This window comes from Bdellovibrio bacteriovorus (genome assembly GCF_001592755.1).
Classification (GTDB): Bacteria; Bdellovibrionota; Bdellovibrionia; order Bdellovibrionales; family Bdellovibrionaceae; genus Bdellovibrio; species Bdellovibrio bacteriovorus_E.
This window is the reverse complement of the sequence record NZ_LUKF01000019.1, coordinates 151843-173280: the sequence shown is the minus strand read 5'-3', so window position 1 is coordinate 173280 and position 21438 is coordinate 151843. Positions and strand designations below refer to the sequence as shown.

The window sequence follows — 21438 nt, the reverse complement described above, 5'->3', positions numbered from 1 at the left end:
CATCTCGGGACGCGGAATATTGGGCGTTGAGCCCAATATTCCTAGGCGGTCGACGTTCGCCGCCTTCGCGGCGAGGGCCTCCCGCATGCTCCGCACTAAAAAGCTCCCCCGGAGCTTTTTACCGCGGGCACAACCTCGCCCCCTCTTCGCGCTCCCTTGGGTTTTTTTAGGGGGCGGTTTTGGATTTGTTTTTGGGTTGAAAATTGACTCCTTTTTTCTTGGGCGTAAAGGTGCTTCTTGGAGGGGTGATATGAAAACTCTGATTCTTGCTGTTGTTGTTCTTTTTAGTTCATTGGTGGTTCAGGCGGATCCGGTTAGGGCTTTGTGTTCGACTACTATTAAATGTGCTAATGGGACTGCTACTTGTACTGCGGATCCTCAGCAGTCGGGGGGGACTTCTTTGGAGGCGGCGGCTTGTGGGGCGGTGTCTGGGAAGTACCGAAGTTGTAAGTATACGGCTTCGATGGAGTCTAGAAACGACATTGTGAAGCGGGAACGCTTTGTTTGCTGTAATGCTAATGGGGATGCGGTTTCTTTCTCTGAAAAAGCTAGCGTTGATGAAAGCTGTGCTTCTCCGGGTGTTGTTCAATAATATTTCTTATCAAATTTAATGATCCCGTCTTCGTTGGCCTTGAAGTTCCTTCTTAAACTTCTTACAACTGAAGTATGGGATATTACGTAGTCTTTTTACGAGCGGTGACTCCTACCGGGAAAAATAAAGTTCCTATGGCGGAGCTTCGCAAGCTTCTTGAGCAGAATAAGTTTTCTGATGTTCGAACTTATATTGCTAGTGGGAATGTCATTCTTAAGACCTCTTTGGGTGCTCGTGAAGTTGAGAAAACGGTTCGGGCTCTTATCAAAAAGAATTTTGGTGGGGATTTGGATACTTTTGCTCTGACTCCTGACGAGTTGGCGCTGGTTCTTAAGGGCAGTCCTTTTAAAAAGCCGGATGGAAAGACTCACTACTATACTTTGCTTTCGGATGTGCCTAGTGCTTCGGCTCAGAAAGCGTTTTCTGAAATTGATTTCTCTCCAGATAAGATCGTGCTTAAGAAAAAAGTGGTCTATGCGGAGTATCGCACTCTGATCAGTGAATCTAAATTTAATAACAACTATTTCGAAAAGAAACTTTCGGTGCGGGCGACGACTCGGAATTTTAATACGATGTCGAAGCTTCTTGAAATGGCGCGCGAGTTGGTTGGATAGACCCGATGCAGATTAAATTCTTTAAAAGCAAAAATGAATTTCATAAGTGGCTTCAGAAGAATCACGACAAGGCTTCTGAGGTTTGGATTGGTTTTTATAAAAAGGATTCCGGCAAGAAAGGCATTACGAATCAAGAGGCTTTGGATGAAGCGCTTTGTTTCGGATGGATTGATGGGATTCGCAAGGCCGTCGACGAGATCAGCTACTGCAATCGATACACTCCGCGTACGACGCGCAGTAAGTGGTCTAAGATTAATACCGAACATGTACAAAGGTTGATGAAAGACGGCCTGATACAGCCTGCAGGCTTAGCGGCGGTGAATGCGGCGAAAGCAGATGGTCGTTGGGATGCGGCCTATGCTTCTCCGAAAAATTCCGAAGTGCCTGAAGAGTTTCTTAAACAACTCAAAAAGAATAAGAAGGCGAGTGCGACATTCAAAAAGTTAGATAGAAGAAATCTTTTTTCCATTGCGTATCGCCTGCAGAACGCCAAAAAGCAGGAAACCCGCGATCGAATGATTCAAAGGTTTATAGAGAAGCTAGAACAGGGCGAGCCTATCGTATAAAAAAAGGCTGCGGAGCGCGCAGCCTTTTTTATTTCATTCCATTTTTTAGGAAAGAACTATTTGCAGTCGCTGTTGATAGCTTTTTCTGCGTTTTGGTATTTAGCGTAAAGCTCTTCGTATTGGCCCATGTAAAGCTCAAGAGTGTCAGAGTTTCTTGTTGCTCTCATTTTCTCTCTCAACCAGTTCAATTCTTTTGCAAGATTGCTTTTGTAGTCTACTAGTTGGCCGCAAGAAAGGCCGTAAGCGTGAGAAGTGGATACAGACAAAACCAAAGCCAAAGCGATAAGAGCTTTCATGGGATCTCCTTAATTGTGTTTATAATGCCCTGGGGAACTTACTCAGAGCCCTCTGAAAGCGCAAGATTTGGGGCAGAGAGAATAAAATTTACAGTCTGAGAAAACCCGTATTAGTTTTCTGCGTTAATTACGGGCAAAGAAAAGAAGATCGATGTTCCGTGATCAGGTTTGGAATCGGCCCATATTTGGCCTCCGTGCAGCTCGACGACTTTGCGACACGTGGCCAGTCCAATTCCTGAGCCAGAGAGCTGTTTGCCCGAGTTCAATGTCGTGTACAGACCAAAAATAGTGTCCTTTTCCTTTGGGTCGAATCCGATTCCCTGATCTTTAATGCAAAATACCCACGAACTTTGTTCAGGTCGGCTTTGCACTGTGACTTTGATACGTGAAGGCTTTGTACCTCGAAACTTGATCGAGTTAGAAAAAATATTCTGGAATACCTGCACCAGAAGTTCAAAATCACCATACACAGAAGGAAGCTCATCAGATTCTATCTGAGTTTGTGTCTCTAGAATGGCGCTGTGTAAGTTTTGAATTGAAATTTTTAGGACATCGTTGAGATCCACTTTCTCAAAAGGAATGTTTTTTCCCGAAAGGCGAGCATAGCTTAACAAGCGGTCGATAAGCTTGCGCATTCTTTCTGCGGCACCCTCAATAATTGGAATATATTCGTTACCAGGCAAAGCCTGTCCTAACTCTTCTTCCAACAAACTTAAGTACCCTGAAATTGTCGCTAGCGGAGACTTAAGATCATGAGCTGCAACACCAGCAAACTGTTCTAGACTTCTATTACTGGTTTCGGCCTTCGTCAGGGCATCTTCGGTTCTTTGGCCTTTTGTGGTCACAAACTCTGTGACTGCCAGCGAGATCACGGCGTCGATGGCTTCATCGACTTTATTTCTAGCCTCATAGCTGAGCTCATTTTGTTTTTGCAGTTCTTCATTAACGGCTTTGCGTAGCAGACTGAATTCTTTTAAAAGTTGTGGAAGAGGAAAACTAGTCAGTGCGGCTTTCGCTCTTCCGTAGGGTGCCGACATGCCATCGGTTTCTAAATGACGGAATGTGAAACGACTGTCTGAGTTTATGTAGCTAAGTAGATCATCCAGAAAGGGAGGAACAGCATCCAGAAGAGCATCAGAGTTGTTCATCACAGATGATTCTTTTGAAAGCATCTCCGTCAGTCGGTTCGTTACATTCTTCTTAATTGTTTCAGTCTCTCTCACCTGATCATGTCTCCCTTTCACACTTTTTTATAACATCATGAAATCTTCAGAAACAGAGGGGTTGCGAAAAGACTTAGTGCCGGACTCGACTTTGTTTTCGCACAAATAACATGAGACTGAATATTTTTCGTCTCAAACACGTCCTCTTCGATCTGAGCTCGATTTGAACGTTTCGATTTTGGTTATATCTAATTGAGGGGGAGTGTGTTCTACTAACGGCAACAAGTCGTTCACATCCTTCATTAGATTCCCTTTTGTCTTTTGCGAATGGCCCCTAGCTTTTTATGGAGGCAATTATGGGAAGAAAATTATACGTCGGAAACCTTTCATTCACAGTGGATTCAGAGCAACTAGGCACTGTCTTTTCAGAGGCCGGAAGCGTGGCTTCGGTCAATGTACTGACCGATCGTGAAACAGGTCGAAGCAAAGGTTTTGCGTTTGTCGAGATGTCGACAGATGAAGAAGCACAGGACGCGATTCATAAATTAAACGGTATTGCCTTGTCAGGTCGTCCCTTGAATGTTTCTGAAGCGCGCCCTCAAGAAAATCGTTTCTCGTCTAATAGACGTGGTGGCGCCTTCGGGTCTCGCCGTTCTTATTAGTCACGGAAATTTCAAAATTAATTTCCTAGTCGGTGTTGCCACCGGCTAGTTTTCTATTCGTAAAGCAAGGTACTATGGCAAAAGATGATTTAGTAAATGTCGAAGGTAAAGTCGTCGATCTTTCTGGCGGTGGTGTTTATTCAGTGACTCTGGAAAATGGAGTCTTGGTCAAGGCACGCCTTTGTGGAAAAATGAAAAAATTCAATATCAAGGTTGTCGTAGGCGATCGCGTCAGTGTCGGGGTGTCGCCTTACGATCCTAGTCACGGGCTGATTCTTCACCGTCACAAATTCTAGTGGTGAAATTCTATTGAGTTCCGATAATACCCATAGAGGCCGGCGAACGGGCTTCTTCGGTGCGGGCGCAATTTGAATAGAAAAAGCAAAGAACCAAATAAATCACGGATAGAGCCAGAAAGCCTCTTATCTTATTATTTTTCATTCCATGAACTCCCTGGCTCAGTTCTGCAAAGATCTATTTTTATTTTTGCAAAGAATGAGATTTTCTACTCGTAAAAAAAGTGAATAGCCTCATCTTGAGTCGGGGTTTCACGAAAGATTTTTTCTTAGTTTTGCTAAGGACTTATCCGTCTTTAGGGTGTCTCGCAATTAGAATGGCGCAAATCACTTAATTTTGCGCAGCTTGCTCTCATTTTCTATGGCCCAATCAAACAGCACGGAAAGTGTGGGCATAAGGCTTCGACCGAACGGTGTGAGCGAGTACTCCACTCGGGGAGGGATTTCGGGATAGACCTCTCGTGAAATAAAGCCCCACTCTTCTAAAGACTTTAAAGTTTGAGCGAGCATCTTTGGCGAGATGGTCGGTATTTGCTTTTGAAGCTCATTATAGCGTTTGGTCCGTTCAAGAAGGGCGACAAGAACAATCATTGTCCATTTGTCGCCCAGGAATCGTGCCGCTACGCTAAAGATACATGTTTCATCGAACAGAGGTTTTTTAATGACACGCTCTAAGGTCGTTTCAACCTTATGGTTAAGCACTTCTTTTTCAGTTCTTTTGTTCATTTAAAAAACCCCTGGGCACGCTACATATTTGCTGTAGCCCCGTCGTATTTATTGTTCTCTCCGAGCGCCGTTTGTAAAACCAGTGGATTCCAAAAATCCTTGTAGGTGTCGATCTTTCCGTTTGTTGTTTTCACGACGGAAATATACGTCTGATTGTACGGGCGTCCGTTCGTGACCATCTTACCAAAACCTTTAAATTCAGCAATCACAAGGTTTGGATCTTCAGTCAGATGATATGTGGGTTTTGTAAACTCAATCTTCAAGTAATTCGGGAAGTGGCGGATGTATTCGTGAATTGCTTCATTGCCGCTGACCTGGGCTGGGTATTCCTTAAGGCCGAAGGGAAATTCCAAGACGCCGCCTTCGTTCCATAGAGCCATCCAGGCACTGATATTCCCTGTAGAAAGATACTCAAGATGCTTTTCGAAAGTCTCTTGCGCTTTTGTTCTGATTGATTCGTTTTTTGTTTTCATGTGCGGTATCCTTTCTTTTAGTGAGTCGCTTTCTGAAGGATAGTTGAAATCTAAAATATTGGAAGTACGCACCTTTTTGTGCTTTGGTTACGAAAAGGAAAGTAATGAGGCCATTTCGATCTGAAGCTAAAACCCAAGAGCGCCTGCGTTAAATTTACAGGACGAATAGCTGTACAAAAGGTGTCAGCCAAATTTGTCCTTGGCCATTTTGATTCTCATCTTGGTTCGCTAATACCGATGGAGTTGCAGATAACAGGGCGTACCTTTTGCTCTTTCATAAGCTGGATATTCCTTTGAAAGGAAGACTTATGAAAGCAAAAGCGGTTGTCTCAAAATGGATCATAGTTTTTTCAGCACTGACGGCGGTTCAAGCGAACGCGGAAGTTTTTGAAAATTCGGGATACCGTCTTGATACTTCTGTGCTCTGTGACGGTCTTCCCCAAGCCCCGGTGGCGACTCTAGAGGGATTGTGTGTTGGTGTTCTAGCTGGAAAAAAAGAGGGATTTAAAATGCCTCGTTACGCCGTGCAATCTAAAGAAGGCGTGATCTATGTCACTGAAATGGGTGGCTGGGCTTTCGGTCGCGGAACTGTGTATGCTGTTTATCGTGGAAAAGATTCTTCTGGCGTCGAAAAAACAGGGGTGGTTAATCTTTTTCCTACAAAGAAACTCACGATGCCTAATGGGATCATTATTGATCCCGAGGGACGCCTTTATGTTGGAACGCCGACAGCCGTGGTGCGCTTTCAACCCAGAGACCCAAAGACGGGACAATTTAATATTGATACCGCAACTGAAGTTGTCGTGAATGACTTTGCTCAGTCTATTTTCCGTAAAGGAGAATACGCAAGTGCGGGCAGCTATAACGCTTTGGAAAATCGCTTGAAGAACAAACATCCTCTTATTCAAATGGCCGCCAATCGGGACTTCACGGAAATGTATATAAATGTCGGTGCCCCTTCAGATGACTGCGGTTCTGGTATAAAAACCATCGACGAAAATGGAAAATGTATTCAGTCTGAAAGTGCCCTTGCGAGTGCCGCCGTTTGGAAAGTAACACTCAGTAACGACACTCAAAGAAAAGCGGTGAAGGTCGTTCCTTTTTCGCGCGGCTTAAGAAACTCAATGGCGTTAACCGTGCATCCAATTTCAGGCCTGGTCCTTCAAGGTGAAAACGGCTTGGATCTTCCGGATGAAGAACGCCCTTATGAAGAGTTAAATATTCTAGAAGAAGGAAAACACTACGGTTGGCCTTATTGCCATTCGCGCGGGGAAGTCGCTCCAGGATTTAAAAATAAAGTTACTGGTGAAATGTGTGCGAAGAATTTCGCTTTACCAAAAATCTTTATGCCTGCCCACACGGCTCCTCTGGGTCTTCTTTACTACAAAGGGGAACTGCTGCCTCAATTGAAGAACAAACTTTTAGTCGGATGGCACGGATATCAGAAATACGGTCAGCGAATCGTCGCTTATCCCGTTGATGAATTGGGAACGCCGACCGATAGCCAATACCAAGAGGTGGTATTTGGTTGGAAGGCACAAGAGGGAGTTCGTCCTCGCGGAGCCCCCACAGGCCTAACTGCCTTGAATGACGGTTCGGTTCTTGTTTTGGATGATAAAAACGGAGCTCTCTTAAGAATTTCCTCTGGTAAAAAAGCAGATGAGATTTCTGAAGATCCGTCTAAGTCGCATATTTCCGAAAAAACTTTGCAGGCTTTTGAGCCACTTGTCCCCTTTGTGAAAAAGAACTGTGCTATGTGCCACTCGCAATTTCAGAAGGCGACCGCAAAAGAAATGGTCCTTGAGATGAAGGGCACCATGCTCAATCTTTCAAGCCCTGCGGAAAGTTCTTTCTGGCTCAGAATGAAGGCCAAAGAGATGCCACCAGAAATGATTCGTCCCACGCTGAACTTTCACGATAAAGACTTTGATGAAGTTCTTCCCAAGGTAGAGGCCTTCATCAATACGTTGCAAAAGTAATTAGGATTTCGTGACAGACAAGATAAATTTTTTACCCGCTTCGGAAAGTGCAGTGAAACGCACGCCGTAGCGGATATAAATATCGTTGGCGCCCGGCAGTTTTACTTTTCGAACTGAAACCACAATGCCTTTGGCGTCAAACTTACTGTCTTGCAGTTTGTCGTCAAATTTAATCATTAGCTCGTCATTTAAGTCACACTTAGCGGCGCGAACCAAAAAGCCTAAGCCGGTTTTAGAGATATCGGCACAGAAGACCTGGAAACCTGTTCCCTTTTTTGAAAGGGCGACGAAAACCTTTCCACAGTTAAAGCGTTGCGATTTTCGACGAATATGGACATCGGGAAGATCTTCATTTGAAGCTCTTTTATAATCTTCTAATGATTTCGGCGAGAACTCGTCCCAATTGATAACGGGCTGCCAAGGGCCGTGCGGATTCTTCGAGATCAAGCTCTGTTCAGAAAGCTTTTGAGAACGAATAAGTTCAAGCACATCCAAGTATTTTAAACGCTGGTCTGAGTGGTCTTTTTCGTACCAGTAAACGGGAGTTAAAATTGGAAAATTATCGGGAGTGATAAATTCAGGGAGATCTAATTTCTCGTTCGATTCTTGATCCGATATTAAGCCAACCGCGAGATGATCGCCATACTCAGATGAAGTGTTAGATTCATTTGAAGGATCTAAGTCGGAAAAATCAGGATGCTGGGCTAGCATCATCCATTCGCCCGTCTGATTATTCAAAATCATATCAAACAAACTGATTTTTCCAGAGCGAACGCCATCAATGATATTCTTCTCTGATAACGGCCCTAGTTTTTGTTTACCTGTAGTTAGGTAGTAGTTGGCTGCCAAGACGCTTCCCCCAGTCCCAAGACATTCAAATTAAGTGGAGTGTCGCTATCTTTAAGTTTGAGGCATCTTCCTGTTAATTCACAAGCGCTTTCTTTTTCTGAGACGGCGGCAGGCCCAAAGTTGGAAGCAAGAAGAGCCGAAGCTCTCCTTGCGAACATGAGATTAGCCAGCTTCTTTTAAAAGCTTTTTTCGGGCAGGGATGACGTGATCGATGACTCCAAAGACTTTGGATTCTTCCGCACTCATATAATGATCTCGCTCCATCGTCTTTGCCAGGAAATCTGCCTTCTTACCGGTGTGAAGGGAGTATATCTCGGTCATCCTTTTCTTCGTACGGACCAACTCTTTTGCGTGGATCTCGATATCGGTCACTTGTCCGCCCAACCCTCCATCACCCAGATGCGGTTGATGCAGTAAAATTCGGCTGTTGGGCATCGCAAAGCGTTTCCCTGGGGTGCCTGCCGTTAAGAGCAAAGAACCCATGCTTGCCGCCAAACCCAAACAATATGTGGCAATGTCGCATTTTACGAATTGCATGATGTCGTAGATGGCCATCCCAGCAGTGACGGATCCACCCGGGGAATTAATATAAAGATGGATATCCTTATCTGGATCGTTCACCTCCAGAAATAAAATCTGGGCGATCAAAGAGGTTGCGACCTCGTCGGTGACAGCCGAGCCCAAGATGATGATACGGTCTTTGAGCAGGCGAGAATAAATATCGTAACTGCGTTCTCCAGCGGATGTTTGTTCGATTACGTACGGATTGATAGGCATAGTATTTCCCTTCTTTTTTTAAATTTCTTTTGCAGAACTGGGGCCGAACATTCAGTCCGAAGAGCCTGTTTCAGCCTGAAACAAGCACAAACCCAAGTCGCAAATAACGAAGGGTGATGATCTTCCAAAAAAATTCTTATACTTTGGATAAGGCGAAAAAAAGCTTTCGGGTGACATTTTTGAAAACGACAAGTAGTGTGTGACCATGAAAATCCGCGCCAGCCACATTCTTGTGAAGCATCAGTATGAAGCCGAAGATGTTCTTCGCGCCTTGAGTTCCGGAAAAAGTTTTGAGGAATTGGCGAAACGTTATTCGACGTGCCCTTCTGCGGCCCAGGGTGGAGACCTTGGAACTTTTGGTCCAGGTCGCATGGATGAAGACTTCGAAGATGCGGCCTTTGCTCTAAAGGTCGGGGAAATATCGTCTAAGCCTGTGCGCACACGTTTTGGCTTTCATATAATTAAGCGCACTGCCTAAAGAAAACCCCTCCCAAAGTTTTGTTCTTTGTTGGGAAATACGTACTCCGTAGATTTTCGCCGAGGTTCGAGAAAAGATATTCGAAACACTCTCGGGGGATACATGCATAAATTCGGAATTTTGAACGTTTTGGTTTTAATGATGGCGTCTTTTGCGCAAGCAGAGGTCGTGAAGGACAACTCTTTTCTTATGGAAGAGGCTTACAATCAAGAGCCGGGTGTTGTTCAATTTATTCAAACTTATCAGTATCTAAATCCTTCGCATGATTGGACTTATAACTTCACAAGTGAAATCCCTATAACGGATGAAACTCATCAATTCTCTTTTGTTGTTCCAGTGATGAAACAAACGGGCGAGGCGGGTGAAAGCGATCAAACTCAGGTCGGCGACATTCTACTGAACTATCGCTATCAACTTTTGAACACGCCGACTCTTGCTATGGCTCCGCGCTTTACTTTAATTGCGCCAACAGGTGATTACAAAAAGGGATTCGGGACAGGCGTTGCAGGATTACAGTTCAACCAGGCCGTTTCGATCACGATCAATGATCGCTGGACAAATCATTGGAATGCGGGTTTCACCTTCACTCCTGATGCTAAAGACGTCAACGGAGACACGGCAACGACCTTTGGGTTCAACTTTGGATCCAGCGTAGTTTACAATTACACTCCAAAAACAAACCTGCTTTGTGAGTTTGTATTTAACAGCAATGAATCTGTGATCGGTCCTGATATGAAAGCCGCCGCATCAACATATTACGTGGTGCCGGGCATCCGTACAGCTTTTGAGGCTGGAGAAGAAACTGAAATCGTTCCTGGCATCGGTGCTTTGTTGGGAATTGGCCCTTCCGCGGAAGAACACGAAACTGGTGTGATTGTTTATTTATCAATCGAATCAAAACTCTGGTAAGGGTGATATGGGTTTAACCCTTAAAAAACAACTTTGGTTGCTGTGTGGCGGATTTTTGATTGTACTATCTGGCGTCGCTACACTTTCTTTCGTTAACTCCACCAAGCTGATGAATCAGTTTGATAACGTCGCCAATGTGCAACTGCCTGCAGTTCGCAATATGACGTTAGCGGATATGATGCATGATGGATTGAGGTCTGTAGTTTTGGCGTCATTGCTTGCCGCTGAAAACAATCCGGAGCAGTTGAAAGAGATCAAAACAGAAGCGCAGGAAAAGTCCGAGGAATTTCAACAATATCTCGAAGCACTAGAAAAGCTTCCGTTAAATAATAACACGCGAAATGCGATTCTAGAAACCAAGCCCGAAATGGTGAACTACATTGCATCCACAAATAAGATTGTGGATCTAGCCATTGCCGAAGGTTATCGTGCAGCGTTGGCAGAGCTGCCCAAGTTCGAAGCCTCGTTCAAAGTTCTCGAAGGGAAAATGGAAACTTTGGGTGAGCTCATTGAAAAAGACGCAGCCACGGCGCATGAATCGGGTGCAGCCTTTCGTATGATCAACTTAATGATTTCGATTGTCGGCGGTTTGTTTTGTTTGGTGATGGGTGTTTGGGTGACAGTGAGCTTGGTGCGCCGAATGACCGGCTTTGCTACACGCATTGAAGGCACGGGGAATTCTTTAGAAAACACGAGCACGCATTTGAATAAAGCCAGCCAGGATCTGGCTTCAGGGGCGACCCAGTCGGCAGCTTCACTTGAAGAAACAGTCGCTTCGCTTGAAGAACTGTCCAGCATGGTGAAGTCAAACTCTGAAAATGCCAAAGCGGCTTCGGGATTATCTCAAGAAAGCTTTGATGCTTCCAAAGCGGGAGCTGAATCCGTGCAAAAGCTTATCACTTCGATGGATGCATTAAGAGCTTCAGCAACCAAGATCGAGGAAGTCAGCCAAGTCATTGACGACATTGCTTTCCAAACAAATCTTTTAGCCTTGAATGCCTCTGTGGAGGCCGCCCGTGCCGGAGAAATGGGAAAAGGATTTGCCGTTGTTGCGGATGCGGTTCGCAGCCTTGCGCAAAGAAGTGCGGATTCTGCAAAAAATATTTCAAAGATGATTCAAGAAAGCGTGCGCCAGATTCATGAAGGCGGCGAGATCGCGAATCAAAGTGGTGAGCTTTTAAATAAATTTTTAGCTTCGGCTCAAAAAGTTTTAGAAATTAACAATGAAATTGCTGGCGCCAGTCATGAACAAGCCCGCGGTATCTCATTAATCAGTGAAGCTATGAATAAACTAGATCAGGCTTCGCAGAAAAATGCTCAAGTGGCTCAGGAGGTCGCGCAGACCAGCGATCAAATGTCACACTTGTCCCAAGGTATGCAGGACTTAGTGGTTGAGTTGAAGGATTTAGTCGGTCAGCAAACTTGAGTTTGCACAAATTAACAGTCCTTAAGATGACCCCTCCGAAAAGCTTCTTCAGTATGGATCTTTTCGGAGGAGCCCATGCCAGCACAATCCATTCTTGTGACCGCATTTTTTCTTTTCAACTCAAATGCCGTCCATGCAGTTGAAGTTAAGCCACAGATACTGCTTCCCATTCCGGAATCGAGCCAGAGCATTCCGACGAAAAAAATTATTCTTAGCGAAGGAAAAATGATTCGTTATGAGGTGAATGGCATTCTTGAAGCAAAGGCGGAACTCCCTGCCGGCGCGCAAATTGAAATTCCGCTAGAGTACACAAAGAAGTATCTGCCTTTTCGAAATTCTAAAGGAAACCTAGAAAGATCTAGCACGGGTTTCATCCATCCCATTCGCATTCTTTCTGTGCCCGCAGATTATCAAGATGAGTTCACCGTAGAAAAGATCAATGACTTCAATACCACGGCCGGTGGTTTATCTATCTTTGCTTCTATTATTGAAGATATTGAAGGGACCGAAGGCCACTTCGCCATTCATACCACGTCAGAACCTAATGAAGCATTTCTTGAGTACTTTCATGCCGACGGGAGGCCGAAATTTCGCTATTCAAAATCCATTCGTAAAAGATTTGGCTCACGACTGAATCACATGGTGGATGGCAAATCGTTATCTTCCGAAGAAAGAGAAAAGTGGCGCAGCATTTACTCTGAACTAAAAAGAGCGGCGACACGTACAGAGCCTTCAGAAAAGTCCTATATGATGATTGATTCTAAACTGGCTCAGCGTCTTTCAGCCCAGTTTGAAAAAACGGGTGCCATCTCTACGCGGGGGGCTTGGACCATCGCCACTCGAGCCACGGCTGTTCGTCATGGTTTTGAAAGTGTTCCGTGTGCCGAGTTTCAATCCGAAGTTTTAAGACAGGCTTATCAACGCGCAGGTTATCGGGTCACTGATGACTTTAATGAAAACAAAAAGAATCCTTTGATCTGGCATCACACGGCGGCGGTGGTGCACTTCTCCGCAGCACTTTATCGAGCTGGCTGGATTCCTTGGGATGCTTCTGTTTATCGTCCCATCACTGGTAGCTTTATCATGCACCAAGTTGGAAAATCACCAGGCCACACATACATATCCGCAGGTGAAGACGGAATGATTGTCGTTGATAATGGTTCACCTCAGGGAAAGGATCTTCGCAAATCCAGTGCTCGTGTGCTGTCTATGATGTATCAGTCAGGCGTTTTCTTTTTACCGCCGGGAATCAACCCGCCCGCTTGGTCAGAGTAAGAATATTTCCTAAAAGACAAAGAACGACGCCGGTAATAATATACGGCGTCCACACAAAGTTTTCAAAAAAACTGGAAAGAGTGATCGCGATCACCGGAGAAATAACGCTGGTGTAGGCCGCTTTTTCAGCACCGATTTTTCCTGCCAAAGATAAATAAGCCCCAAAAGCGATGACTGAGCCGAATAGCGCCAAGTAAAGAAGCGCACTTAAGAAACGTGCGTTCAGTGGTATAGCTAAGCTATCGCCATGAATAAGTGCTACGAGTAACGTGAAAATGCTTCCGTAAAGCATTCCCCAGGTGTTTGTGATTAAGACGGGAATACGCAATTGATAACTTTTTTGCGCGACCATGTTTCCAATCGAAGCGGACATGGTCGCAAAAAATCCGATCACAAGACCAAGAATGGTTTTTGAATTCGTATCAAAATGCAGAATCTCGTTAAGAAAAATAAAAACAATTCCTAGGCCACCTAAGAGTGAGCCCACAATCACACTGCGATTAATGGGTTTTTTGAAGAAAACCCTCATGCCGAACATGTTATAATAAATCAAAAGCGTGAAGGTCAGCGCCACCATCCCAGAGCTGATCATTGTTTCCGCGATATAGGTCAGCATGTAGTTCACGGAAAACATGAAAATTCCCTGAAGGGCGAAAAGAACATGTTCTCGACGCTGATACTTAAGATTCTGTTTTTTAAAGAAGCAAAAACCAAAGAGCAGAGCCGCGGCTAATAAGAATCGCCAGAAGACCGAAGTTATCGGAGAGGCCGCATCGACTTGGAATGTGATCACTAGGTACGTAGAGCCCCAGATCAACGTGCAGATGGTATACAGAATTAAGTTATCGAATCGTGCGGTCTTCATGAACTATATGTAACAAAAACGGACTTCGGGGTCACTTCGCATTTGTATGTGAACACACGCGTTCAATCGATCTTTAACTGGGTATTTACTCAAGCCATAATGTAAGTGAGTTTCGTTTGTAGAAATATTAAAAGGAGGTCCCAATGCTTAGAGCCGCGATTATCTTCTTCATCATCGCAATCGTCGCTTTTATCTTCGGAGCTTCAGGAATCGCAGGTATGTCGATGGAAATCGGCCGCCTTCTATTGATGGTATTCCTGGCTTTGGCGGTAATCACTTTCCTTATCAACCTTATTGGTGGGAAACGGGGACACAGGTGACGAAGCTGTTAGCTTAAAAATTAAAAAAGCCCCAGGAATGGGGCTTTTTCTTTTTAACGAAGGTTTTTAGTCTTCATCGTCCTCGTAATCTTCATCATCCTCATCGTCGTCGTCATCATCATCTTCGTCTTCATCCTCGTCATCGTAGTCTTCATCAGCCTCGATGCGGATCAACCAACCCTCTTCATAGGGATCTTCAACAATGATAGAGGGATCTTCAACGACTTGAGTGTTCACTTCGATCACGGTTCCAGAAACAGGAGAATAAATATCCAATGGACCATCGTCTGTCTCTAAAGTACCAATGACAACGTCAGCGTCGATTTTTTCTTGTTCAGCCGGAAGTTCTACCGAAGAGATTTCTTCAAAATCTTCTAAACCGTCTTCGTTGATGCCGATAGTGATCACACCATCTTCCTGACGGATCCAAAGATAACCCATAAAATTTCTTACGTCGTCTGATGCCATTGTCTTTTCCTAAGTTGTGTATTTTTAGAGATTATTCCCTAACCACGGAAAGATGTCCAGTGGGAGCAAGCAAGCTTGCCCCCACTTCTTTTGAATAGCGCAATTAACAGTCGTAGTACAAGTGGAATTCGTACGGAACAGGTCTTTGCTGTACCGGACGCACCTCTTTGTCGATTTTGTACTGGATCCAAGTTTCGATCAGATCTTCACTGAAGACATCACCCTTTTTCAAGAAGCTGCAGTTATCGCGAAGATTATTCAAGCTTTCTTCCAAAGTTCCTGGAACTGACGGGATAGCCGCCGCCTCTTGGGGAGGAAGACCGTAGATATCTTTATCAAGCGGATCACCTGGATGAATCTTGTTGATGATACCATCAAGACCCGCCATCAAGATCGCTGCCTCAGCAAGATAGATATTTGCTGTTGGATCTGGAGTACGGAACTCGATACGACGTGCTTTAGGATTTGGTCCCGAGTTCGGGATACGCATTGCTGCAGAACGGTTCTTAAAGCTGTAAGCCAATTTTGTTGGCGCTTCAAATCCAGGAACCAAACGTTTGTAAGAGTTTGTCGTTGGATTGATGATACCGCAAAGAGCAGGAGCATGTTTCAAAACGCCGCCGATATAATAAAGCGCCATTTCAGAAAGACCCGCATACTTGTTACCCGCGAAAAGATTTTTTCCATCTTTCCATAATGACATATGAATGTGCATTCCAGATCCGTTATCGCCGAAAACAGGTTTTGGCATGAACGTCGCTGTTTTACCGTAGCGTTTTGCCACGTTCTTAACGATGTATTTGAACCACATCATTTTGTCGCCCATGTTCAAAGCGGTATCGAATCGGAAATTGATTTCGCCTTGACCCGCAGAAGCGACTTCGTGGTGATGACGCTCCACTTGCATTCCGCATCTTTCTAGTTCCAAGCAGATTTCTGTGCGCAGATCTTGTTGCGTGTCTGTCGGAAGAGCAGGGAAGTAACCTTCTTTACTACGTACTTTGTAACCCAAGTTACGGCCACCTTCATCGCGGCCCGTATTCCAAGCAGCCTCTTCGCTATCAATCATGTAAAAAGCAGAGTTGCTAGTTTGTTCGTAACGAACATCATCAAAGATGAAGAACTCAGCTTCTGGACCGAAATAAGCAGTGTCAGCAATTCCAGTTGATTGCATATAAGCAATGGCTTTTTTAACTAGCTGACGTGGATCGCGGTTATAAGGCTGAAGAGTTTCTGGCAAACAAACGTCACAGATGATTGAAAGTGTCGGAACCTGCATGAAAGGATCCATCATCGCCGTGTTTGGATCCGGCAAGATGATCATGTCAGATTCTTCGATGCCTCTCCATCCGCGAATGGAGCTTCCGTCAAAGCCAAAGCCGTTTTCGAAAGTCTCATCAGTCAATTGATGAAGGGGAACAGTTAAATGTTGCCAAGTTCCGATCATGTCACAGAACTTGAGATCTACCATCTTCGCGCCTTTTTCATTGGCGAACTTCAGTACGTCTTTACCAGTCATCTGGGTCATTTGGGCCTCCGAGCCTTGCTTAAAAAAACAATCCTAAAGTGCCTGCTCGTCCTTCTCACCGGTGCGAATGCGAAGAACAGACTCCACAGGGATCACGAAGATTTTTCCGTCACCAATTTTTCCTGTGTGTGCAGTCTTACGAATAGCTTCCACTGCGCTATCAATCAAAGCGTCAGGTAAAACTACTTCTATTTTTATTTTTGGTAGAAAATCGACAACGTATTCGGCGCCTTTGTAGACTTCGGTACGTCCTTTTTGTCTTCCGAACCCGCGAACTTCTGAGACAGTGATACCTTCTACGCCGACTTCTGCTAGTGCGTCGACGACATCATCGAGCTTGAAGGGTTTTATGATCGCCTCAATTTTTTTCATTGAACCTTTTGTTCGGGAAAACGTTGTGAAGAGGATAGCAAGTTCACGCAAGAATGCAAAAACTGTTAAAGTCATTTAATTTTTTTAATTGCTAATAACGCAAAACAGAAACTGTCACTTCTTGGAAAAAAAGAGCAACTGCTCAGAAAGCGGCTTGCGGTGCCCTGTGGTTTTTGGTACACACGGGACCTCTTTTAGGAAAAGCCACTATTGTTGTCGTACTCGGGGGGGATAATGACTACAACACGTTTTTTCGTCTACGGATCTTTTTGTGAAGGCATGGTTCACTTCAACAAGATCCAAAATTTCTTGGAATCTTCAGTACTTGCGCGCGTTAAAGCGACGGCCTACCGTTTAAAAGTAGGCTTTCCGGCTATCGTTAAAGCCGGCAGTGACCTGGTTCCAGGTCAGCTTGTGGAACTGAAAAGCTCAGAGTTGCTTTTGAGCCTCATGGATGAGTTCCACGGCTACAACCGCCACGATCCAGATCAGAGTCTTTATTCTAGAGAAGAAGTGGATGTGTATCCAGAAGGCTCATCGGCTCCAGTCCGCGCTTGGATTTACTTCCTAAATCCATTAAAACTTCCGGTGAATGCCGCTGTGATTCCTGGCGGAGATTGGAAACGTTCTCTGGAAGAACATCCATCTTTGACGTCGAAGCTTTCAGAAAAGCAAGTCACGTACATTCAAAAGCTAGGAAAATCGACTGGCCGAGAGATTGTTCCTATTGACCTGACTTTGTATCGCGAACTCATGAACTTAGAGCTGATCGTCGATAAAGGTCGTCGTTTAGCTTTATCCAAACTTGGCCAAGAGGTTTATAAGCATCTTGCCTAGTTCTGATTCGCAAAAACTTTTCCGCATTGTTCTGATCGAGCCCGAAATTCCGCAAAACACCGGAAACATCGGGCGCACCTGTGTTGCCACCAACTGCGAACTGCACTTGGTCGGCAAAATGGGTTTTGAAATCAACGACACCAACTTAAAACGCGCCGGCCTTGATTACTGGCCCCATCTTTCCTGGCACCGCCACGCCACATTCGAAGATTGGTGGAGCAAAGTCGAAGACACATCCCGCATCTGGCTCTTCACAACAAAAACAAAACGCACGTATTTCGAACCCAAATTCCAACCAGGCGACTGGTTCGTCTTCGGAAAAGAAACCAAGGGCCTAGATCCCGACCTCTTACTAAAATACCCAAACCAAACAGTAACAATCCCAATGATAGGCCAAGGAGCGCGCAGCCTAAACCTCGCTACGAGCGTTGCTATTGCCGCTTACGAAGGGGTTCGTCAGGTTAATTACTCGACATAGAGTTGTCCTTCGCACGACGGATTTGCGCTTGGAAGTGGGCTTAGCCTTAACCGCTGAGTCGCTTCGGCGGGCACGCCTTCCAGGCTCAGTCGGTGCCGAGCCTTTGGCTCGGTTCGCGCCATCGTGGCGCCACCGAAGGCCCTTCTTCGGACTCATCGCTTAAGGCTAAGCCCACTTCCAAGCGCAAATCTGGTGTAAAGAAAATCTTGTTCGGAAAAGAACTGATGTACTTGTATGCGGAAATTAAGAAATGCGTAGGAGTTTTTTGAAAGCTTCCGTGTGTGGTTTTTCTGGCCTTCGGCGTTTTCTAAAAAGCGCTATGAGTATTAATTAAAAATTTTTAAAAGACGAAACCAACTTAATTTTAGTCATCAAAATATCCCATGATTTATTTGCTGCTACCTCTGACGCAAAGACGAAGACGGGGAATGAAGAGGAAAAATAAAGTTCCACAAAGTTAGCTTATGCGAGCCTTCTTGGAGGGGAATTTAGGTGGTGTGTCTCCGAAGAGAGGCCTTTGCCGGCGCCACGATGGCGCGAACCGCACGAAGTGCGGCGGCAACTGAGCCCGGATGGCGTGCCGAACGAAGCGAGAAACACCACCTAAATTCCCCTCCAAGAAGGCGTCGTCCGAAGCCAACCTTTCGTCGAGGAAATGTATCTTTTCCGAATGAATGACGCAGACTAGTTATGGCACGTTACCTTGCCGCCTTAATGGATTTGGGTCTATTCTCTAAGACTATGATTACACAAGCGCTTACAAAAATTTTCGGTACGAAGCATGATCGTGAAATGAAGAAGATCCAGCCTACAGTGGATCGTATCAATGCCCTAGAGCCAAAGATGGCGGCTCTCACGGATGAACAACTTAAAGCAAAGACTCCAGAGTTCCAAGAGCGTCTTCGAAAAGGCGAAACTGTTGATGATATTTTGCCCGAGGCGTTTGCGGTTTGTCGTGAAGCTTCGAAGCGTGTTTTGGGAATGCGCCATTACGATGTTCAGATGATCGGTGGTATCGTTCTTAATCGCGGTAACATTGCCGAGATGAGAACGGGTGAAGGTAAGACGCTTGTGGCGACTTTACCGGTTTACTTGAATGCGCTTACTGGTAAAGGTGTTCACCTTGTGACAGTGAATGACTACCTTGTCCGTCGTGACGCTGAGTGGATGGGTCGTCTTTACGGTTGGTTGGGTCTTACGACAGGTATTATCGTTCATGGTTTGAACGACCAACAACGTAAGCAAATGTATGCTTGTGATATCACTTACTGCACGAACAATGAATTGGGCTTCGACTATCTTCGTGACAACATGAAGTTTGATTTGAATGACTACGTTCAACGTGGTCATAACTTCGCGATCGTGGATGAGTGTGACTCTATCTTGGTCGACGAAGCTCGTACGCCGCTGATCATTTCAGGTCCTGCAGAATCTTCAACGGATAAATACTACGCGGTGAACGCGATCATCCCTCACTTGAAGCGTGATGTGCACTTCACGATGGAAGAAAAAACGAAAACAGCTTCTTTGACTGACGAAGGTAACGCGAAAGTTGAAGAGTTGATGGGTCTTTCAAATCTTTACGATCCACAAAACATCGAAATTCTTCACCACGTTTACCAAGGTTTGAAGGCTTACTACCTTTACCGTCGTGACGTAGAATACATGATCAAAGACGGCGAAATCGTGATCGTGGATGAGTTCACAGGTCGTTTGATGCCAGGTCGTCGTTGGAGTGATGGTCTTCACCAAGCGATCGAAGCTAAAGAAGGCGTTGAAGTTAAATCTGAAAACCAAACTTTGGCGACAATCACTTTCCAAAACTACTTCCGTATGTACACGAAACTTTCGGGTATGACGGGTACGGCGGACACTGAAGCGGTTGAGTTCAAAAAAATCTACAACCTTGATGTGAATGTGATTCCAACAAACAGACCGATTCAGCGTAAAGACCAAGAAGACGTTGTCTACAAGTCTGAAAAAGCAAAATACAAAGCAATCACTGCCGATATCAAAGAACGTATCGCTAAAGGTCAGCCGATCCTTGTTGGTACCGAGTCGATTGAAAAATCTGAATCTTTAAGTGCGTATCTTCGTAAAGAAGGTATCAAGCATGAAGTACTTAATGCGAAACAACACGAACGCGAAGCCGAGATCGTAGCGCAAGCGGGTCGTAAGGGCGCTGTCACTATCGCTACCAACATGGCCGGTCGTGGTACCGACATCATGCTGGGTGGTAACGCGGAAATGTTAGCAAAAGCGGCTGTTGGTAATGATGACTCTCCAGAATTCCAAGAAGCTTTGGCAAAAGTAAAACCTCAGGTTGAAAAAGAGCGCGCGGAAGTGCGTGAGCTTGGTGGTCTTTACATCATCGGTACTGAAAGACATGAATCTCGTCGTATCGACAATCAGCTTCGTGGTCGTGCCGGTCGTCAAGGGGACCCAGGTGAGTCTCGTTTTTACTTATCTCTAGAAGATAAATTGATGAGAATCTTCAATGGTGAGCGCATCCAGAAAATCATGGAAATGCTGAACATCCCTGAAGATGAACCTATCACAGCGAAAATGGTGACAAACGCCATTGAAGGTGCGCAACGCAAAGTCGAAGGTCACAACTTTGATATTCGTAAAAACTTGATGGAGTACGACTCTGTCATGAACGCGCAAAGAAACGCGATCTACGGTATGCGCCGCAAAGTTCTTGAAGGTCAAGAGATCGAAAGAACTACTTTGGACTGGTTGGGTGACGTCGTTTCTAATCTTCTTGATACTTATGCTCCAGAGGGCGGTAAGAAAGAAGATTGGAGTATGGACGGCTTGAACAATTCTCTTGTTCAAAGCTTCGGTTTCAAAATTGATTTCGCGAACATGCCCATCAATTCAGAGACAGTGACAGAGGCTGTGAAAAACGGTGTCAAAGAAGTTTTTGAAAAACAAAAATCTTCAATGGGTCCTTTCTTTGAACAAGTTCAAAAAATGATTCTTCTTCAAAGCATCGACCATCACTGGAAGAACCATCTTTACGTGATCGACAAGTTAAAAGAAGGTATCGGTCTTCGTGGTTATGCTCAGAAAGATCCTTTGATCGAGTATAAAAAAGAAGCCTTCAAAGCTTTTGAAACTTTGAACAACACAATTAAGAGCGATGCGATTGAAAAAATCATGCGTGTTCAATTGGTAGCGCAGCAATCTGAAGAGCAAGTTCTTGAGAGCTTGCGCCCGGAGGAAGCGGATCTGGATGAGTTGGATTATTCCTCTCCTTCAGAAACTGACATTGGTCACACTCTTCCAGAAGTGGAAGCTTCGGCGGATGCGCCCACACGCAAGATGACTTTCCAAAGCGGACCTCGTGATGATCGTCCGATGAATCGTGAAGAACGTCGTCGCCTTGAAAAACAAGGTAAAGGAAAAAGATAGTTGATCCCTTGTCCGAGTTGCCAGTCACCGGTAGAGATTCTTGATAAGCATTTGGGGACGTTATTTACGTGC

24 protein-coding genes and 2 pseudogenes are annotated in these 21438 nt (G+C 45.0%); 15 read left to right on the top strand and 11 right to left on the bottom strand.

What is annotated here, in order from left to right:
- Positions 1-250 precede the first annotated feature (250 nt).
- The 3 genes from AZI85_RS15490 to AZI85_RS15480 all read left to right on the top strand — a co-directional run bounded on the left by AZI85_RS15490 (position 251) and on the right by AZI85_RS15480 (position 1772).
- On the top strand, positions 251-592 hold the full coding sequence (locus tag AZI85_RS15490) for a hypothetical protein (RefSeq protein ID WP_155724058.1): 342 nt from the start codon (positions 251-253) through the stop codon (positions 590-592).
- 74 nt (positions 593-666) lie between these two features.
- The gene (locus tag AZI85_RS15485; protein ID WP_063244912.1) at positions 667-1206 is read left to right on the top strand and encodes a DUF1697 domain-containing protein; all 540 of its coding nucleotides are present in this window, start codon (positions 667-669) and stop codon (positions 1204-1206) included.
- Between the two features lie 5 nt (positions 1207-1211).
- Positions 1212-1772, top strand: a complete 561-nt coding sequence (locus tag AZI85_RS15480) for a YdeI/OmpD-associated family protein (protein ID WP_063244911.1) — start codon at positions 1212-1214, stop codon at positions 1770-1772.
- 56 nt (positions 1773-1828) lie between these two features.
- On the opposite strand, the gene AZI85_RS15475 is transcribed toward AZI85_RS15480, so the two are convergent.
- Together AZI85_RS15475 and AZI85_RS15470 are read right to left on the bottom strand one after the other, a co-directional pair.
- Positions 1829-2068, bottom strand: a complete 240-nt coding sequence (locus AZI85_RS15475) for a hypothetical protein (RefSeq protein ID WP_063244910.1) — start codon at positions 2066-2068, stop codon at positions 1829-1831.
- Positions 2069-2178: 110 nt separating this feature from the next.
- On the bottom strand, positions 2179-3291 hold the full coding sequence (locus AZI85_RS15470; RefSeq protein ID WP_155724057.1) for a sensor histidine kinase: 1113 nt from the start codon (positions 3289-3291) through the stop codon (positions 2179-2181).
- A gap of 296 nt (positions 3292-3587) precedes the next feature.
- Between AZI85_RS15470 and AZI85_RS15465 the strand changes: the two genes are divergently transcribed.
- Positions 3588-3893, top strand: coding sequence for an RNA recognition motif domain-containing protein (locus tag AZI85_RS15465; protein ID WP_063206065.1), 306 nt, complete (start codon positions 3588-3590; stop codon positions 3891-3893).
- Between the two features lie 74 nt (positions 3894-3967).
- Positions 3968-4189 (top strand): translation initiation factor IF-1, encoded by a 222-nt coding sequence (infA, locus tag AZI85_RS15460; protein ID WP_063206066.1) that lies wholly within the window; start codon positions 3968-3970, stop codon positions 4187-4189.
- A gap of 10 nt (positions 4190-4199) precedes the next feature.
- On the opposite strand, the gene AZI85_RS17975 is transcribed toward infA, so the two are convergent.
- From AZI85_RS17975 to AZI85_RS15450, 3 genes are all read right to left on the bottom strand, one after another.
- The gene (locus AZI85_RS17975; RefSeq protein WP_301335611.1) at positions 4200-4334 is read right to left on the bottom strand and encodes a hypothetical protein; all 135 of its coding nucleotides are present in this window, start codon (positions 4332-4334) and stop codon (positions 4200-4202) included.
- Positions 4335-4516: 182 nt separating this feature from the next.
- Positions 4517-4915: a winged helix-turn-helix transcriptional regulator gene (locus AZI85_RS15455; protein WP_081111043.1), complete on the bottom strand. Its 399-nt coding sequence runs from the start codon at positions 4913-4915 to the stop codon at positions 4517-4519.
- Positions 4916-4935: 20 nt separating this feature from the next.
- Positions 4936-5388: a nuclear transport factor 2 family protein gene (locus AZI85_RS15450; RefSeq protein WP_063244908.1), complete on the bottom strand. Its 453-nt coding sequence runs from the start codon at positions 5386-5388 to the stop codon at positions 4936-4938.
- A 308-nt stretch (positions 5389-5696) separates the two neighbouring features.
- Between AZI85_RS15450 and AZI85_RS15445 the strand changes: the two genes are divergently transcribed.
- A complete protein-coding gene (locus tag AZI85_RS15445; protein WP_063244907.1) occupies positions 5697-7367 on the top strand; it encodes a PQQ-dependent sugar dehydrogenase in 1671 nt (556 codons plus the stop codon).
- On the opposite strand, the gene AZI85_RS15440 is transcribed toward AZI85_RS15445, so the two are convergent.
- Both AZI85_RS15440 and AZI85_RS15435 read right to left on the bottom strand, forming a co-directional pair.
- The gene (locus AZI85_RS15440) at positions 7368-8216 is read right to left on the bottom strand and encodes a PilZ domain-containing protein (protein ID WP_063244906.1); all 849 of its coding nucleotides are present in this window, start codon (positions 8214-8216) and stop codon (positions 7368-7370) included.
- 162 nt (positions 8217-8378) lie between these two features.
- The gene (locus tag AZI85_RS15435) at positions 8379-8993 is read right to left on the bottom strand and encodes an ATP-dependent Clp protease proteolytic subunit (RefSeq protein WP_063244905.1); all 615 of its coding nucleotides are present in this window, start codon (positions 8991-8993) and stop codon (positions 8379-8381) included.
- A 205-nt stretch (positions 8994-9198) separates the two neighbouring features.
- On the opposite strand from AZI85_RS15435, the gene AZI85_RS15430 reads away from it, so the two are divergent.
- The 5 genes and pseudogenes from AZI85_RS15430 to AZI85_RS15415 all read left to right on the top strand — a co-directional run bounded on the left by AZI85_RS15430 (position 9199) and on the right by AZI85_RS15415 (position 13081).
- Positions 9199-9471, top strand: a complete 273-nt coding sequence (locus AZI85_RS15430) for a peptidylprolyl isomerase (protein ID WP_063244904.1) — start codon at positions 9199-9201, stop codon at positions 9469-9471.
- Positions 9472-9573: 102 nt separating this feature from the next.
- Positions 9574-10380, top strand: a complete 807-nt coding sequence (locus tag AZI85_RS15425) for a transporter (protein WP_063244903.1) — start codon at positions 9574-9576, stop codon at positions 10378-10380.
- A 7-nt stretch (positions 10381-10387) separates the two neighbouring features.
- Positions 10388-10912 (top strand): annotated as a pseudogene (locus tag AZI85_RS18020) (MCP four helix bundle domain-containing protein); the annotation flags it as partial.
- A gap of 24 nt (positions 10913-10936) precedes the next feature.
- Positions 10937-11806 carry a methyl-accepting chemotaxis protein gene (locus AZI85_RS18015; protein ID WP_437435143.1) on the top strand — a complete coding sequence of 290 codons (870 nt, stop codon included), beginning with the start codon at positions 10937-10939 and terminating at the stop codon, positions 11804-11806.
- A 75-nt stretch (positions 11807-11881) separates the two neighbouring features.
- Positions 11882-13081, top strand: coding sequence for a hypothetical protein (locus AZI85_RS15415; RefSeq protein WP_063244901.1), 1200 nt, complete (start codon positions 11882-11884; stop codon positions 13079-13081).
- Here AZI85_RS15415 and AZI85_RS15410 read toward each other — a convergent pair.
- Positions 13056-13946 (bottom strand): DMT family transporter, encoded by an 891-nt coding sequence (locus AZI85_RS15410; protein WP_063206075.1) that lies wholly within the window; start codon positions 13944-13946, stop codon positions 13056-13058. The genes AZI85_RS15415 and AZI85_RS15410 overlap by 26 nt on opposite strands.
- 143 nt (positions 13947-14089) lie before the next feature.
- Between AZI85_RS15410 and AZI85_RS17565 the strand changes: the two genes are divergently transcribed.
- Complete coding sequence (locus AZI85_RS17565) at positions 14090-14266, top strand: DUF1328 family protein (protein ID WP_081111042.1); 177 nt, start codon at positions 14090-14092, stop codon at positions 14264-14266.
- A 66-nt stretch (positions 14267-14332) separates the two neighbouring features.
- Here AZI85_RS17565 and AZI85_RS15405 read toward each other — a convergent pair whose 3' ends face one another.
- The 3 genes from AZI85_RS15405 to AZI85_RS15395 form a co-directional block, all read right to left on the bottom strand.
- On the bottom strand, positions 14333-14734 hold the full coding sequence (locus AZI85_RS15405; protein ID WP_063244900.1) for a glycine cleavage system protein H: 402 nt from the start codon (positions 14732-14734) through the stop codon (positions 14333-14335).
- Between the two features lie 103 nt (positions 14735-14837).
- A complete protein-coding gene (gene glnA, locus AZI85_RS15400; protein ID WP_063245071.1) occupies positions 14838-16253 on the bottom strand; it encodes a type I glutamate--ammonia ligase in 1416 nt (471 codons plus the stop codon).
- A gap of 42 nt (positions 16254-16295) precedes the next feature.
- Positions 16296-16634 (bottom strand): P-II family nitrogen regulator, encoded by a 339-nt coding sequence (locus AZI85_RS15395; protein ID WP_063206617.1) that lies wholly within the window; start codon positions 16632-16634, stop codon positions 16296-16298.
- 234 nt (positions 16635-16868) lie between these two features.
- Between AZI85_RS15395 and AZI85_RS15390 the strand changes: the two genes are divergently transcribed.
- The 3 genes and pseudogenes from AZI85_RS15390 to secA form a co-directional block, all read left to right on the top strand.
- Entirely contained in the window at positions 16869-17471 is a 603-nt protein-coding gene (locus AZI85_RS15390) for a gamma-glutamylcyclotransferase family protein (protein ID WP_081111041.1), read from the top strand.
- Positions 17464-17949 (top strand): tRNA (cytidine(34)-2'-O)-methyltransferase, encoded by a 486-nt coding sequence (locus AZI85_RS15385; RefSeq protein ID WP_063244899.1) that lies wholly within the window; start codon positions 17464-17466, stop codon positions 17947-17949. Before AZI85_RS15390 ends, AZI85_RS15385 begins: the two co-directional genes overlap by 8 nt.
- Positions 17950-18690: 741 nt before the next feature.
- Positions 18691-21159: pseudogene (secA, locus tag AZI85_RS15380) on the top strand (preprotein translocase subunit SecA); the annotation flags it as partial.
- Between the last annotated feature and the right edge of the window lie 279 nt (positions 21160-21438).

Coding starts and splice junctions, on each gene's coding strand:
- AZI85_RS15450 (WP_063244908.1), bottom strand. CDS start 5,388: ATGAAAACAAAAAACGAATCAATCAGAACAAAAGCGCAAGAGACTTTC.
- AZI85_RS15390 (WP_081111041.1), top strand. CDS start 16,869: ATGACTACAACACGTTTTTTCGTCTACGGATCTTTTTGTGAAGGCATG.
- AZI85_RS17565 (WP_081111042.1), top strand. CDS start 14,090: ATGCTTAGAGCCGCGATTATCTTCTTCATCATCGCAATCGTCGCTTTT.
- AZI85_RS15435 (WP_063244905.1), bottom strand. CDS start 8,993: ATGCCTATCAATCCGTACGTAATCGAACAAACATCCGCTGGAGAACGC.
- AZI85_RS15395 (WP_063206617.1), bottom strand. CDS start 16,634: ATGAAAAAAATTGAGGCGATCATAAAACCCTTCAAGCTCGATGATGTC.
- AZI85_RS15455 (WP_081111043.1), bottom strand. CDS start 4,915: ATGAACAAAAGAACTGAAAAAGAAGTGCTTAACCATAAGGTTGAAACG.
- AZI85_RS15475 (WP_063244910.1), bottom strand. CDS start 2,068: ATGAAAGCTCTTATCGCTTTGGCTTTGGTTTTGTCTGTATCCACTTCT.
- AZI85_RS15465 (WP_063206065.1), top strand. CDS start 3,588: ATGGGAAGAAAATTATACGTCGGAAACCTTTCATTCACAGTGGATTCA.
- AZI85_RS15490 (WP_155724058.1), top strand. CDS start 251: ATGAAAACTCTGATTCTTGCTGTTGTTGTTCTTTTTAGTTCATTGGTG.
- AZI85_RS18015 (WP_437435143.1), top strand. CDS start 10,937: ATGATCAACTTAATGATTTCGATTGTCGGCGGTTTGTTTTGTTTGGTG.
- AZI85_RS15445 (WP_063244907.1), top strand. CDS start 5,697: ATGAAAGCAAAAGCGGTTGTCTCAAAATGGATCATAGTTTTTTCAGCA.
- AZI85_RS15485 (WP_063244912.1), top strand. CDS start 667: ATGGGATATTACGTAGTCTTTTTACGAGCGGTGACTCCTACCGGGAAA.
- AZI85_RS15480 (WP_063244911.1), top strand. CDS start 1,212: ATGCAGATTAAATTCTTTAAAAGCAAAAATGAATTTCATAAGTGGCTT.
- AZI85_RS15405 (WP_063244900.1), bottom strand. CDS start 14,734: ATGGCATCAGACGACGTAAGAAATTTTATGGGTTATCTTTGGATCCGT.
- glnA (WP_063245071.1), bottom strand. CDS start 16,253: ATGACTGGTAAAGACGTACTGAAGTTCGCCAATGAAAAAGGCGCGAAG.
- AZI85_RS17975 (WP_301335611.1), bottom strand. CDS start 4,334: ATGAAAAATAATAAGATAAGAGGCTTTCTGGCTCTATCCGTGATTTAT.
- infA (WP_063206066.1), top strand. CDS start 3,968: ATGGCAAAAGATGATTTAGTAAATGTCGAAGGTAAAGTCGTCGATCTT.
- AZI85_RS15415 (WP_063244901.1), top strand. CDS start 11,882: ATGCCAGCACAATCCATTCTTGTGACCGCATTTTTTCTTTTCAACTCA.
- AZI85_RS15430 (WP_063244904.1), top strand. CDS start 9,199: ATGAAAATCCGCGCCAGCCACATTCTTGTGAAGCATCAGTATGAAGCC.
- AZI85_RS15410 (WP_063206075.1), bottom strand. CDS start 13,946: ATGAAGACCGCACGATTCGATAACTTAATTCTGTATACCATCTGCACG.
- AZI85_RS15425 (WP_063244903.1), top strand. CDS start 9,574: ATGCATAAATTCGGAATTTTGAACGTTTTGGTTTTAATGATGGCGTCT.